The 14288-nt window shown below is 70.6% G+C and carries 7 protein-coding genes and 1 pseudogene; 6 read left to right on the plus strand and 2 right to left on the minus strand.

Annotated elements, in window-relative coordinates; genetic code table 11:
* Positions 1–94 precede the first annotated feature (94 nt).
* The 6 genes and pseudogenes from KGA65_RS16795 to KGA65_RS16820 all read left to right on the plus strand — a co-directional run bounded on the left by KGA65_RS16795 (position 95) and on the right by KGA65_RS16820 (position 7630).
* Complete coding sequence (locus KGA65_RS16795; RefSeq protein WP_225864276.1) at positions 95–1366, plus strand: MFS transporter; 1272 nt, start codon at positions 95–97, stop codon at positions 1364–1366.
* Between the two features lie 39 nt (positions 1367–1405).
* Positions 1406–2614: pseudogene (locus KGA65_RS16800) on the plus strand (NAD(P)/FAD-dependent oxidoreductase); the annotation flags it as partial.
* Between the two features lie 88 nt (positions 2615–2702).
* Positions 2703–5513, plus strand: coding sequence for a nitrate reductase (locus tag KGA65_RS16805; protein WP_225864277.1), 2811 nt, complete (start codon positions 2703–2705; stop codon positions 5511–5513).
* A gap of 40 nt (positions 5514–5553) precedes the next feature.
* A complete protein-coding gene (gene ybiB / locus KGA65_RS16810) occupies positions 5554–6489 on the plus strand; it encodes a DNA-binding protein YbiB (RefSeq protein ID WP_225864278.1) in 936 nt (311 codons plus the stop codon).
* Positions 6490–6509: 20 nt separating this feature from the next.
* Entirely contained in the window at positions 6510–7298 is a 789-nt protein-coding gene (gene cobA, locus KGA65_RS16815) for a uroporphyrinogen-III C-methyltransferase (protein WP_225864279.1), read from the plus strand.
* Positions 7299–7432: 134 nt separating this feature from the next.
* The gene (locus KGA65_RS16820; RefSeq protein WP_225864280.1) at positions 7433–7630 is read left to right on the plus strand and encodes a hypothetical protein; all 198 of its coding nucleotides are present in this window, start codon (positions 7433–7435) and stop codon (positions 7628–7630) included.
* A gap of 3 nt (positions 7631–7633) precedes the next feature.
* Here KGA65_RS16820 and KGA65_RS16825 read toward each other — a convergent pair whose 3' ends face one another.
* Both KGA65_RS16825 and KGA65_RS16830 read right to left on the minus strand, forming a co-directional pair.
* Positions 7634–9295, minus strand: a complete 1662-nt coding sequence (locus KGA65_RS16825) for a ShlB/FhaC/HecB family hemolysin secretion/activation protein (protein WP_225864281.1) — start codon at positions 9293–9295, stop codon at positions 7634–7636.
* A 44-nt stretch (positions 9296–9339) separates the two neighbouring features.
* Positions 9340–14172, minus strand: coding sequence for a two-partner secretion domain-containing protein (locus KGA65_RS16830; protein ID WP_225864282.1), 4833 nt, complete (start codon positions 14170–14172; stop codon positions 9340–9342).
* Positions 14173–14288: the final 116 nt, after the last annotated feature.

The following is a 14288-nucleotide window of genomic DNA, read 5'->3' on the forward strand; positions in this document are numbered from 1 at the left end:
GGCGCGCCCCACCGCTCCCACTTCATTCAACCACCGCAGCCCCGGCCGTGCGCGCACGTCGGCGGTCGCTGCTCATTTTCCAGAGGTGCTGGCCATGTCCAAGTTCTCTGCATTTGCCCGCTCCGGTCACTGGCCCACGCTGGCGGCCTCGTTCCTGTACTTCGACTTCTGCTTCGCCATCTGGGTGCTGAACGGCGCCATGGGCCCGTTCATCAGCGAGACCTACGGCCTGACCCCGGCGCAAAAGGGCTTCATGGTGTCGGTGCCCATCCTGGCCGGCGCGCTGATGCGCTTTCCGCTGGGCGTGCTGTCGCAGTACATCGGGCGCAAGAACGCCGCGCTGGTGGAGATGGGCCTGATCGTGCTGGCCCTCGGCTTTGGCTACCTGTTCGTCGACAGCTACGACAGCGTGCTGGCCATGGGCGTGCTGCTGGGCATCGCCGGCGCCAGCTTCGGCGTGGCGCTGTCGCTGGGATCGGGCTGGTACCCGCCGCAGTACAAGGGCCTGGCGATGGGCATCGCCGGCGCGGGCAACTCAGGCACCGTGCTGGCCGTGCTGTTCGCCCCGCCGCTGGCCCAGGCCCACGGCTGGCAGACGGTCTACGGCCTGGCCGCGCTGACCATGCTGCTGCCGATGGCCGTGATGCTGCTGGCCGCCAAGGAGCCGCCCGACCGCGAGCACCAGAGCTTGCGCGAACACGTCGCCTGCCTGTTCGAGAAGGACGGCTGGGCCTTCAGCCTGATCTACGTGATCACCTTCGGCGGCTTCATCGGCCTGTCCAGCGTGCTGCCCACCTACTTCCACGACCAGTTCGGCGTGACCAAGATCCAGGCCGGTCAGCTGACCATGCTGGCCACGCTGATGGGCTCGGCGGTGCGGGTGCTGGGCGGCTGGATCTCCGACCGCGTCGGCGGGGTGAGCACGCTCAGCGGCGTGCTGGTGCTGGTGGCCCTCACGCTGGCGGCCTGCGGCTTCGCTGGCGGCTCGCTGCCGGTCACCACGCTGCTGTTCATGCTCTGCTTTGCCGCACTGGGTGCCGGCAACGGCGCGCTGTTCCAGCTGGTGCCGCTGCGCTGGCCGCTGAGCACCGCGGTCGCCGGCTCGATGATCGGTGAGGTCGGCGCGCTGGGCGGTGGCTTCCTGCCCAACGCGATGGGCCTGTCCAAACAGTACACCGGCAGCTACCTGGCGGGCTTCCTGGCCTTCACCGCACTGACGCTGGTGATGCTGGCCCTGCTGCGCGTGGTGCAGCGCCGCTGGACCCGCACCTGGGCTGAAAAAGGCGGTCGCGCCCGCGTCGGCACGCCCGCCGTGGCTGCCCGCGACGCCCTGTACTACCCGGCCGGCATCCGCCACGTCGGCTGACGCCCGCCACCACGGCGCTCTCTCGCCCAGACCCCCGTCATGACCCCTCTGAAACTCGTGATGATCGGCAACGGCATGGCCGGCGTGCGCACGCTGGAAGAGCTGCTGCGCATCGCGCCCGGCCACTACGACATCACCGTCTTCGGCGCCGAGCCGCACCCCAACTACAACCGCATCCTGCTGTCGCCGGTGCTGGCCGGTGAGCAGACGCTCGACGAGATCATCCTCAACCCGCTGAGCTGGTATGCCCGGCACGGCATCACGCTGCACCTGGGCAAGACGGTCACCCAGATCGACCGCATCCGCCGCACCGTGACCGCGGCCGACGGCACCCGCGCCCGCTACGACCGGCTGCTGATCGCCACCGGTTCGCAGCCTTTCGTGCTGCCGGTGCCCGGCGCGGACCTGGCCGGCGTGATCGCCTACCGCGACATCGCCGACACCCAGACCATGATCGAGACCGCCCGCACCCACCGCCACGCGGTGGTCATCGGCGGCGGCCTGCTGGGCCTGGAGGCGGCCAACGGATTGGCCATTCGCGGCATGTCGGTCACGGTGGTGCACCTGGGTGAATGGCTGCTGAACCGCCAGCTGGATCCGACCGCCGGCGCGCTGCTGGAAACGAGTCTGCGCCAGCGTGGCCTGGATTTCGCGCTGGGCGCCCAGACGGCCGCCCTGCTGGATGACGGTGCAGGCCGCGTGCGTGCGGTGCAGCTGAAGGACGGCCGCACGCTGCCGGCCGACCTGGTGGTGATGGCCGCCGGCATCGTGCCCCACACCGCGCTGGCCGAGCAGGCCGGCCTGCTGTGCCAGCGCGGCATCGTCGTGAACGACACCCTGCAGACCGTCACCGACCCGCGCATCTACGCGGTGGGCGAATGCGCTGCCCACCGCGGCGTGGCCTATGGCCTGGTGGCCCCGCTGTTCGAGCAGGCCCAGGTCTGCGCCACCCACCTGGCCGAATTCGGCATCGGCCGCTACGGCGGCAGCCAGACGCACACCAAGCTCAAGGTCACCGGCATCCACCTGTTCTCGGCCGGCGACTTCATGGGCGGCCAGGGCACCGAGGCCATCCTGCTGTCCGACCCGGTGGACGGTGTCTACAAAAAGCTGGTGCTCAAGGGCGACCGGCTGGTGGGCGTGTGCCTCTATGGCGACACCGGCGACGGCCCCTGGTACTTCGAGCTGCTGCGCGAAGGCCGCCCGCTGGGCCCGCTGCGCGACCGGTTGATGTTTGGTGAGGCGGCCTGCCGGCCTCTCGCCACCGACGCCCCCGCTGCCTGGCGCGAAGCCGCCTGATCGAGCGCCCGCGCGACCGCCTGTCCAAGGACCTGTCATGACCGAAACCCGTTCCACCTGCCCCTACTGCGGCGTCGGCTGCGGCGTGCTGATCGAACACGATGGCCAGCGCATCACCGGTGTGCGCGGCGACCCGGACCACCCGGCCAACGCCGGCCGGCTGTGCACCAAAGGCGCCACCCTGCACCTGACCGCCGCCGAGAGCGTGCAGCAGCAGACCCGCCTGCTCGCGCCGATGCAACGCACCCGGCGCGGCGTCGCGCCGCACACCGTGGACTGGGACAGCGCGCTGGACGACGCCGCCGAGCGCCTGGCCGCCATCCACCAGCAGCATGGCGCCGACGCGATCGGCGTCTATGTCTCGGGCCAGTTGCTGACCGAGGACTACTACGTCTTCAACAAGCTGGTGAAGGGCCTGCTGGGCACGAACCACATCGACACCAACTCGCGCCTGTGCATGTCCAGCGCGGTGGCCGGCTACAAAGCCACGCTGGGGGCCGACGCGCCGCCCTGCAGCTACGAGGACTTCGCCCACGCCGACACGGTGTTCATCACCGGCAGCAACCTGGCCTGGGCCCACCCCATCCTGATGCGCCGGCTGGAGGACGCCCGCCGCGCCCGGCCGCAGCAGAAGTGGATCGTGGCCGACCCGCGCCGCACCGAGACGGCTGAGATGGCCGACCTGCACCTGGCCCTGAAGCCCGGCAGCGACGTGGCGCTCTACCACGGCCTGCTTCACCTGCTGCTGGCGCAAGGCCTGACCGAGCCGGCCTACATCGCGGCCCACACCACCGGCTTCGAGGCCCTGGCCGAACGGGTACGCGCCTTCCCCCCGGCCGAGACGGCCCGCCTGACCGGCCTGGCCGAGGCCGATCTGCACACCGCCGCGCGCTGGTTCGGCGAGAGCCCCGCCACGCTGAGCCTGTACTGCCAGGGCCTGAACCAGAGCAGCCACGGCACCGACAACAACGCCGCCCTGATCAACCTGCACCTGGCCACCGGCCAGATCGGCCGGCCCGGCGCGGGCCCCTTCAGCCTGACCGGCCAGCCCAATGCCATGGGCGGGCGCGAGGTGGGCGGCCTGGCCAACCTGCTGTCGGCCCACCGCGACCTGGCCAACCCCGCCCACCGGGCCGAGGTGGCGCAGCTCTGGGGCCTGCCCTCGGTGCCCGCCACCCCGGGCCGCACCGCCATCGAGATGTTCCAGGCCGCCGCCGACGGCGCGGTCAAGGCGCTGTGGATCGTCTGCACCAACCCGGCCCAGAGCCTGCCGGACCAAACCCTGGTGCGCCGCGCGCTGGAGCGGGCCGAGTTCGTCATCGTGCAGGAGGCCTTTGCCACCACCGTCACCTGCGCCTACGCCGACCTGCTGCTGCCTGCCACCACCTGGGGCGAGAAGGACGGCACCGTCACCAACAGCGAACGCCGCATCAGTCGGGTGCGCGCCGCCCTGCCGCCGGCCGGGGAGGCGCGCCACGACTGGGCCATCGCCGCCGACCTGGGCCGCCGCCTGGCCGCCCGCATCGCCCCGGCGCGCATCGCGCTGTTCCCCTACACCACGCCCGAATCGGTCTGGAACGAGCACCGCGACAGCACCCGCGGCCGCGACCTGGACATCACGGGCCTGAGCTATGCACGGCTGGAAGAGCAGGGCCCGCAGCAGTGGCCCTGCCCCGAAGGCGCCCGCGAAGGCCGCAGCCGGCTCTATGCCGATGGCGTCTACCCCACCGCCGATGGCCGGGCCCGCTTTGCCGACGTGTCGCTGAGCCCGCTGGCCGAGGCCCCGGATGCCGCCTACCCCTTCAGCCTGCTGACCGGCCGCTTGCGCGACCAGTGGCACGGCATGAGCCGCACCGGCCTGCTGGGCCGGCTCTACGGCCACGAGGGTCTGCCCGCGATCGACCTGGCGCCGGCCGACATGGACCGCCTGGGCCTGCACGACGGCGACCTGGTGCGTGTGGCCTCTCGCCGCGGCACGCTGGTGCTGCCCGCCCGGGCCCGTGACGAGCTGCCAGCCGGCCAGGCCTTCATCCCCATGCACTGGGGTGAAGAGGTGCTGAGCGGCCACGACGACCAGGGCCGCACGCTGAACGGCGTGAACGCGCTGACCACCCCGGCCTTCTGCCCCAAGTCCAAGCAGCCCGAGCTCAAGCACGCGGCCGTGGCCATCGAGAAGGTGGTCCTGCCCTGGCGCCTGTCGGCCATGGCCTGGCTGCCGGCCGACCAGGCCCTGGCGGTGCGCGAACAGCTGCGCCCGCTGCTGAAGGCCTTTGGCTGGGCCAGCTTGCTGCCCTTCGGCCGCGAGCCCGATGCCCAGGGCCGCGTCGGCCTGGTGCTGCGCGCCGCGGCGACCGCACCGGTGGAGGCGGCCCTGCTGGCCACCGCGCGGCGGCTGCTGGCCCTGGAGGGCCCCGAGGTGCTGCGCTACCGCGACGACGCCCAGGCGCAGGACCGCGCCCTGCGCGTGCAGCGCACGGCCGACGGCGCCACCCATCTGCAGGGCTTCTGGCTGGCCGGCGACGCCAGCGGCGAGGCCTGGCTACGCGCCCTGCTGGACAGCGACGAGGCCCTGCCCGGCCCGGCCCGGCTGCTGCTGGCCCCCGGCGGCCTGGCCCAGGCGCTGATGGGCGATGCTGCCACGCCGGCCAGCCCGCAGGTCTGCACCTGCTTCAACGTGCGCGAAGACACCATCCGCGCCACGCTGGGCGGCTGCGCCGGCTCGCCGGCGGAACGCCTGGCGGCCCTGATGGGCGCGCTGCGCTGCGGCACCAACTGCGGCTCCTGCCTGCCCACGCTGCGGCGCCTGACCAAGGAAGTCCCGGTGCGGCAGGTTCCCGCCGCGGCCTGAGGCGAGAGAATAGGTCACCCTCACTTTCTCCCGTTCTGCCATGAGCATCGCCCCCTACCTGCGAGAGATCGGCCGCGGCAAGGAAGGCGCCCGTTCGCTGAGCCGCGAACAGGCCTGCGACCTGATGAGCCAGCTGCTGGACGACCGGCTGACCGACCTGGAGAAGGGCGGCTTCGCGCTGGCCATGCGCATCAAGGGCGAGACCGCCGAGGAGCTGGCCGGCTTCATGGACGCGGTGCGGCCGCGCCTGCTGCCGCTGGCCGCGCCCAGCACCGCGGTGCTGCTGCCCAGCTACAACGGCGCGCGCAAGCTGCCCAACCTGACCCCGCTGCTGGCCCTGCTGCTGGCGCGCGACGGCGTGCCGGTGCTGGTGCACGGACCGCTGACCGACCCGGGCCGCGTCACCAGCGCCCAGGTCTTCGAGGCCCTGGGCCTGCCGCCCGCGCTCAGCCCCGAAGCGGCCCAGGCCCAATGGGCGGCCGGCCAGCCAGTCTTCATGCCGCTGTCGGTGTTGCACCCGGCGCTGGACCGGCTGCTGGCCCTGCGCCGCGTGCTGGGCCTGCGCAACCCCGGCCACACCCTGGCCAAGCTGCTGCCGGCGGTGCCCGGTGGCGTGCGGGTGGTCAACCACACCCATCCCGAGTACTCGGTCAGCCTGTCACAGTTCCTGGAACTGACGAAGGCCGACGCGCTGCTGCTGCGCGGCACCGAGGGCGAGCCGGTGGCCGACGCCCGCCGCTGCCCGGCGCTGAAGGTCTTCGTGCAAGGCCAACTGAGCGAGGTGCTGTCGGTCGAGGCCCAGGGCGGCTCGCTGGCCGAGCTGCCCGACCTGCCCCACCTGGACCCAGCCGAGACCGCCACCGCCATCCGCGCCATGCTGGCCGGCCAGCGCCCGGTGCCTGCCCCCATCGACCGCCAGCGCCGCGTGCTGCTGGCCCTGCGCGACGCCGCCGTTGCCGCGGCCGACACCGACTGACCTGCCCCCGGAGCACCGCCATGGCCCCCGTCCTCCACCCCGTCCACCTTGTCGGCGCCGGCCCGGGCGACCCGGAGCTGCTGACCCTGAAGGCGCTGCGCGTGCTGCGGGCGGCCACCGTCATCCTGGTGGACGACCTGGTGGGCGAGCAGGTGCTGGCCAGCGCGCTGGATGGCCTGCAGCCGATGCCGCGCATCGTGCCGGTGGGCAAGCGCGGCGGCTGCGAATCCACGCCCCAGGCCTTCATCGAGAAGCTGCTGGTGCGCGAGGCCCTGGCCGGCGAGAAAGTGGTGCGGCTGAAGGGCGGCGACCCACTGGTCTTTGGCCGCGCGGGCGAGGAGATCGCTGCCCTGCGTGAGGCCTGCGTGCCGTTCGAGGTGGTCAACGGCATCACCGCCGGCCTGGCCGCCGTCAACGCGCTGGGCACCGGCTGGACCGACCGCCGCCACGCCCAGGGTGTGATGCTGGTCACCGGCCACCCGCAGACCGGCGGCGCCGGGCCGGACTGGGACGCCATCGGCGCGGCCGCCGCCAGCGGCCTGACGCTGGTCATCTACATGGGCGTGACCCAGGCCCCGCGCCTGGTGGACCAATTGCTGCCCCGGCTGGGCGCCGACTGGCCGGCCGCGGTGGTGCAGGCCGCCAGCACACCGGGCCAGCGCCAGGTGCTGGCCACGCTGGGCACGCTGGTCGAGACGATTGCGCGCGAACAGCTGGGCAGCCCGGCGGTGCTGGTGCTGGGCCGGGTGCTGGAGGCCTCGGCCCTGGCCGGGCTGGCCGCGCAGGCGCAGCGCCAGGCCAACGCCTGAGCGCCCGCCCGTCGGCGCGGGGTGCGGCTCATCCCGCGCCAGCGCCACTTGGTCGCAGGGCGCTGGCGACCCGGCCGCCCACCGGCGACAGTCTCTCCAACGGCCCCGCCACGAGGGCTTCTGGAGAAACCACCATGACCCCCGTTCCGACCCCGTCCTTCCTGCAACGCGCCAGCGCCCTGGGCCTGGCCGCCCTGGTCACGTTGAGCGTGCTGCACAGCCTGGGCGGCATCGCCGACCGGCAGGTCGATGACGCCGTGCTGGCGCTGCGGGCGCAGAGCTGCTCATCGGTCGCACAGACCGCGGCGCCCCACCCCGCCCGGGCCGTGTGAAGCTCAGAATTGCCAGGCCAGGCGTGCCCAGACCCGCGGGTGCCGCTCGGGCGTGATGGTCACCGACTCATGGTCAAGCGCCCAGGCGGCGTCGACACTGACGCTCCAGGGCCCTTCGGCCCAGCGCCCCCCCAGACCGGCGCCGGCCAGACGACGTCGGTTGTCGACGCCAGCCTCCCAGGCGTGGCTGTTGATCTGCACCATCCCGGCGTCGGCAAACGCCACGGCCTGCCAACCCGACGCCCATTGCCACGCGAGTTCGGCCGTGCCAAGCCAACCCCGGTCGCCAGAGGCTTCGCCTTCGGGATAGGCCCGCACGCCCTGGGCCCCCCCCAGGGTCATCTTCTCGGCAGAGGGCAGGTTGTTGTCTGCCGTCTGGGCGCGGGCGCTGAGCATCAAGGTCCAGGCCGGCGCCAGGGCCTGCCAGCGCTGAGCATCCAGGCCCAACTTGGCAAAGCCGGCGTCCGTGCGGGCCCCCTGCGCGTCCAGCGCCCGGCTGGTGGCGTCCAGCCGCACATCGCCCACCTGGGCGGACAGGCTGGCGCGGCTGCTGGCGGACTGGCCCAACCAACCGTCCTGCCATTGCGCCTGCAGACTGAAGGTGGGGGTGAAGATGTGCTGCTCGGTGCGGGTGCCCACACTGTGGATGCGGTCGATCAGGTGCTTGTTGTCCAACTGAGCGGAAGCGTAGACGGTGGCCTCGCGACCGCGCACCAGGGGCTGACGCCAGTACACGCTGACCGTGCTGGCCTGGCCATCGGCATCCAGCACCTCGAACGCCTTGCCCAGTTGGTAGTCCATGGCGGTCACAGCCACGCCGACGCGGCCGCCCTCCCGCCCCACGGGCAGTTGATAACCCGCCATCAGGGCGTGCTGGGCGTTCTCGGACACCTGGGCCCGCAGGCTGAGCTGATCCCCCACGCCCAGCGGGTTGTTCCAGGCCAGGCGAGCACCCGCGCGCACCGCCCCGGTGCTGTCGCTGCCTTGGTTGTCCAGGTCCAGCCCGCCCGTCCAGGTGGTGTCGGAGGCCACATCCACCAGCAGTTCCGAACTGCCCACCGTTTGCCCTGGCCGCAAGGTGGCGGACACCTTCACCCCCGGCAGATCACGCAAGGCCATCAGCACCGACTCCAGCTGATCCGACCGCAGCACATCGCCTGCCTGCAGGGATGTCAGCGGCAGCAGCGCATCACCGCCCAGGTCCGCACCGCCTTCGCGCGTCACCCGGTCCAGTCGGCCCTCGACGACGGCGATCTCCACTGCGTCGCCACTGACCTTCTGCGCCGGCAAATAGGCGCGCGCCACCAGGTAGCCGGCCTGCCGATAGTGTTGGGTGATGCGAGCCGCCAACGCCTGAAGCCCCGCCAGGCTCAGCGGACGCCCCCGTCCATCGGCCAGCAACGCCTGCAGCTCGGCCTGCGGGAACACCGTGACGCCAGAGAGGCGGAACTGGTGAACCGTGACCTGAGGGCCACCCTCGGCGACAGGTGTCAACGCGGGCTCGTCGATGGTCAGCGCGCCGCTGGGCGCCGCAGGCATCTGCCTCGGCACGGTCTGCAAATCTTTCAGCAGCTGGCCCGCGTCGGGGCTGGCCGCCAGGGCCGAACCGGTGGACAAGGCCAGCGCCGACAGGCTCAGCACGGACAAGGTCAGGGGATGTCGCATGGAAGCGTTCTTCATGGGGAAGGGGAAATGTCCGTTCATGTGTCTCAGCGCGACACGGCGCAGGCTTGCTCCGCCTGAACGCCCCAGCAGGCCACCTTCAGCCCCAGGGACTCCAGGCCCGTCGCGGGGACGCCGGCATCGGGGGTGGCTGCTTCAGGCGGGGAACGCCGGGGCGCCGCCGTCCCACTGGCACTCACCGTGGCCGTCAGCCCTGCGCTCTGGCCGGAGCCTGAGCTGGCCGCCGCCTGCACCGATGAGGTGGCTGCCAAATCGGCAGGCCTCAGGGGCTCGCGGGGGGGGATAGGTGCTGGCGCGGGTTCAGGCACGGGAACGGGCGTCGGCGTCGGCGTCGGCGTCGGCGTCGGCGTCGGCGTCGGCGTCGGCGTCGGCGTCGGCGTCGGCGTCGGCGTAGGCGTAGGCGTCGGCGTAGGCGTAGGCGTCGGCGTAGGCGCAGGCAGTGGCTCGGTCGGAATGGGACTGGGAGGCGGCTCATGCACGGAGAGGAGCCCGCTCATGTATTCGATCGCGTAGTTGCGACTTTCCAACCCAGAAGCCGTGATGACATAGACGCCGGGCAGCACAGCGCCTTGCGCGCTGCCACCATAGACCAGGCTGCCGCCCAGCACGCTGGCATCCTCACCGTTCACGAAGCCGCGGAACGTGACCCCAAAGCCACCACTGAAGGGTAGGCCGCTGGCAATGATGTAGTCATCGACGACGTTCACATTGAGCCGCGTGGGGTTGATGCTGGCCGTGGCCGTGGCATTGGCCACCAGGGTGTAGTTGCCCGCATCCTCGCCATCCAGTCTGCTGCTCACGTTGACCGTCTTGCCATTGCCTGCGTCCTTGTCCACAAAACTGCCGCTGCTGCTCGCGCGCAAGTGGTCACCCAGTACCATCCCACGGAGCGAGGTGCTGGTACTGGCGCTGGTGGTGCCGTCGTAGAACTTGTCTTCCGCCCTGATCACCAATGTGATCTCCTTGGGCGTGATGCTGGCCGTGGTCGTGGCATGGGTCGTCACGGTGTAGTTGCCAGCGTCTGCGCCGCTCAGGCTGCCGCTCACGTTCACCGTTTTGCCACTGCCTGCGTTCTTGTCCGCAAAGCTGCCGGTGCTGACCAGGCTCACCATGTCACCCGCGATCACGTCGTTGACGTTGAGCGCGCCGCTGACACTGGCCGTGGATGTCCCGTCGTACACCTTGTCGGCCGCCACGATCGCCCCGCTGATCGCCTTGGGCGTGATGCTCACCGTGCCTTCGGTGTAGCTGATGTCATAGCCTTGCTGGCCGGAGTACAGACCCGAGGTCTGCGTGGTGTAGACGCCCACGTTCCTGTTGCCGGTGCTGACCACGGCGGTGCCTTGCACCAGGCTGCCGTCCACGCCGTCGGCAAGGCTCACGCCCAGGCCGGTGTCGGTGCGGCCGTCATAGACCTTGTTGCCGCTGTTGACCGTCACCGTCGTCGCGGTCAGGAAACTGCGCAGCAGCGGAGCCGTCTGGCCGTCGTAGATGCGCCAAACCGCGGTGCTGCCCCCTTGGGTGGCCACATCCCAACCCGCGTCGGTGTATGTCCTGGCGTCCAGGGCCTCGCTGGCGCTCAGTCCGCGGGTGAACGAGTCCACCGTGCCCGGGTCATCCCCAATCCCCGCCAGACTCGCGCCGCTCTGCCAGAAGGAAGCCTGGATCAGGCCGCTGTTGGTCCCCACCAGCGCCCCCGCCACACCGCCGGGGCTGGTCACGGTCACACTGCCCGTGGCATAGCTGTTGGTGATGTTCTGCAGGTTTTCTCCGGCCAGACCGCCGACGTAGTTCGGGCCGGAAACGTTGCCCGTGGCGTAGGCGTTTGACAGGTCCCCTCGCTGCTCGCCAATCAGGCCTCCGGTGTTGTCGCCGGTGGCAGTGACATTCCCGGTGGCGTAGCTGTTGGTCACGGTGGCGTTGTTCTGCCCCATCAAGCCCCCCGTGGCCATGTCAGCCGACACATCCCCGTGGGCCACACTGCCGCTCACCGTGCCGTTGTTCTCGCCGATCAGGCCCCCGGTGCGTACCTGGCCTTGCACCGTCCCTGACGCCGAGGCCTGGCTCACCGTGCCGTCGTTGCGGCCGATCAAGCCGCCGGTGCCCCACCCGGTGCCCACAACGGGCACGTTGGCGCTGACGCCCGTGACCGTGCCATTGTTGAACCCCACCAAAGCCCCTGTGTCGTCACCCCCCGTCACCCCCCCGCCCGTGAGACGGAGATTGCTGATGACGCCATCGCTGAAGCCAAAGAGGCCAACGTAGGATGAACCGCCCCGGTTGATCGTCAGCCCGCTGATCTGGTGGGCGTCGCCATTCAACATGCCCGCGAACATGTCGATCGGGGCGAAGCCACTGCTGGTCCACATGCCGCTGGCGTCGCCGCCGCTGGTGGCGCTGGCGTCGATGTCGTTGGCCAGGGTGTAGCTGGCGCCCAGGTCCACGCCCATCAACTGCAGCTGGTGGGCGTTGCGGATGACCGTGCTGTATTCGCTGTAGAGGAAGGGGCGGGTCGCGCCCTCGATCATCGCCCAGGTGTTGCGGCTGCCGTCGTTGGCCACCCAGACGCCAGAGCCCGGGGTCGCTTCCGTCCAGGTGCCCAGGTTGGCATAGCTGGCGTGGTTGTAGGCGGTGCTGCTGGTGACGTCGCTGACGTTGCTGAAGCTTCCTCCGATATTGAAGGGGGTCGCGCTGGATTTGCCGGTGCTGCTGCTGTCCCAGTACGAATTGCTGATGTCGCAGAAATCACACCACCCGACCAATCCACCGGCAAGGCCACTCACCCCGACCCGGCCCGTCGCATAGACATTGCTGAACGTGCTGTGTCGGGCATAGCCCACCAACCCCCCCATCGGGGCCGCGCCGCCCCCTGCCACCGCGCCTGTCGCGTAGACGTTGCTGAGGGTGCTGTGCTCGGCATAGCCCAACAACCCGCCCAGATAGTTCCGCCCTGTCACTTCGCCGGTGGCGTAGGCGTTGCTGAGGGTGCCGTCGATGTGGTAGCCGACCAGCCCACCGACATTGGTGTCCCCCCAGACAGAGCCCGTCGCGTAGACGTTGCTGAGGGTGTCGCTCTCGGCATGACCCACCAGCCCCCCCACATCGAAGCCCTGCCCCGTCACCCCGCCTGTGGCGTAAGCGTTGCTGATGTTGCTGCCACTCAGGGTCTGGCCGACCAGGGCGCCGACGCGTGCCCCGCCGGTCACACTGCCCCCCACCAGCCCGATGTCACGGATCGTGCCGCTGTTCTGCGCGAACAGGCCGACGGAGTCGCTGCTGGGCGCGTTGATCACCAGGTTGGACACCGTGTGGCCCAGGCCGGTGAAGGTGCCGCTGAAGACATTCGCGTTGTCACCCACCAATGCGCCGGCGTAGGTGCTGCCGGTGGCATCCAGGTTCTGCGCCAGCGCGTACCGACCACTGAGGTCGTTGTCGATCGCATCGAACTGGGTCAGCGAGTGGACCAGCGTGTAGGCCTGCCCGTTCATCGTCAGGCCTGCGCTGGCGCCGCTGAGCGTCACCGGCGCGGCAATGGCGTAGTCCCCTCCATAGTTGAGCACCAGCCCGGCGCTGCTGCCCGTGGCCGTGATGGGGGCATTGACGTTGATGTTGCGTGCCGCGGTCAGTGTCAGCGTGGTGTTGGCGCCCCAGCCCACGGCCGCGTTGACATGGATGTCCCCGCTGTCACTGCCGCTGGCATCGGTTTGCAGCGTCACGTTGTTGCTGGCCAGCTGGGTGTTGAGCGTGTCCGCCCCGATGCCCGAGGGGGTCTGGCTGCCGCTGCCCGCGCTGATGGTGAAGTCGGTCGGGTCCACCAGCCAGGTCCCGGTTTTGCCTGCGCCGGACAGGGTGCTGATCCGCGCCCCGTCGGCCACCTTCACATGCGCGCCGCTGGTTTCGATGAAGCCGCCGCCGTGCGCGGTGGAGGAGGCATCCAGCGTGCCGGCCACGCTCACGGTGCCGCCATTGAAGCCGCCCAGCAGCTCGATGGTGCCGCCGTCGCTGCGGATACCGCGGGCCTGGATGAGGCCGCTGTTGTTGACCACCGTCTCCAGCAGCGCGTCCTTGGCCGTGGCCGTCATCAGCACCGTGCCGTCATCGGCCTGGATCAGACCCCGGTTGTCCACCAGCGCCTGATAGGTGCCTTTGTCCACCAGCACCGACAGCAGGCCGTTGCCGGCAAAGCTCAGCGTGACCGCGTCCCCGGCAGCCAGCGCCGTGGTGCCCCCCGCTGTGGTGACAGCGCCCTGGTTGCTCACCTGTTTGCCCAGCAAGGCCACGTAGCCGCCCGTCAGGCTGCCTTCGTTCGTGACATGGCCCTGCCCGCCATTGGCGCTGAAGCTGTAGCGCCCGGCCAGGAAGTCCGTGTCCGACAGGTTCAGCGTGGAGGCCACCAAGCCCCCGGTGCTCACCTGGGCCGTCTTGCCGAACAGCACGCCGTTGGGGTTGAGCACCCAGACCTGCCCGTTGGCCTTGAGCGCGCCATCGATCACCGAGCCGCCGCTGCCGGTGACCCGGTTGAGCGCAATGGCCGATGACCCCGGCTGCACAAAGGTGACCGACTCGCCCTTCCCGATGTTGAAGCCGCCCCAGTTGATGACCAGCTTGCTGCTGTCCTGGGTGATCGTGGTGGTGGTGCCCGACTGGACGATGTGACCCGAGCCGGACGACACCGCGCCCCCGGACGGTCCGGCCCAGACCGGGCTGGTCAGGCAGACCAACGCCGCCGCGGCCAACGCATGGCGGCGCTGGCGCCTCCGCCCGGAGCCACCAGGCCCCCCGTGGGAACGGGCGCACTCGGGCGCGGGCACAAAGCTCTGGCTCTGGTCGTTCCAGACCAGTCGGTGACTGTGGTTCATCGCAGAAGACGTCGGGCGACCTGATGCAGCCGTCGGTGGGTGAATGTGGGTGACATGACGTTATCGGTACCTCGCGGACACAATGGAGCAAATTGGACCGGGAGCCACGGCCATTT

The organism is Ideonella benzenivorans (genome assembly GCF_020387415.1).
Taxonomy (GTDB): domain Bacteria; phylum Pseudomonadota; class Gammaproteobacteria; order Burkholderiales; family Burkholderiaceae_C; genus Ideonella; species Ideonella benzenivorans.

Excerpts from the sequence above, each read along its gene's own strand:
- cobA (WP_225864279.1), top strand. The coding sequence starts at position 6,510 with ATGGCCCCCGTCCTCCACCCCGTCCACCTTGTCGGCGCCGGCCCGGGC.
- KGA65_RS16805 (WP_225864277.1), top strand. The coding sequence starts at position 2,703 with ATGACCGAAACCCGTTCCACCTGCCCCTACTGCGGCGTCGGCTGCGGC.
- KGA65_RS16820 (WP_225864280.1), top strand. The coding sequence starts at position 7,433 with ATGACCCCCGTTCCGACCCCGTCCTTCCTGCAACGCGCCAGCGCCCTG.
- KGA65_RS16825 (WP_225864281.1), bottom strand. The coding sequence starts at position 9,295 with ATGCGACATCCCCTGACCTTGTCCGTGCTGAGCCTGTCGGCGCTGGCC.
- KGA65_RS16795 (WP_225864276.1), top strand. The coding sequence starts at position 95 with ATGTCCAAGTTCTCTGCATTTGCCCGCTCCGGTCACTGGCCCACGCTG.
- ybiB (WP_225864278.1), top strand. The coding sequence starts at position 5,554 with ATGAGCATCGCCCCCTACCTGCGAGAGATCGGCCGCGGCAAGGAAGGC.
- KGA65_RS16830 (WP_225864282.1), bottom strand. The coding sequence starts at position 14,172 with ATGAACCACAGTCACCGACTGGTCTGGAACGACCAGAGCCAGAGCTTT.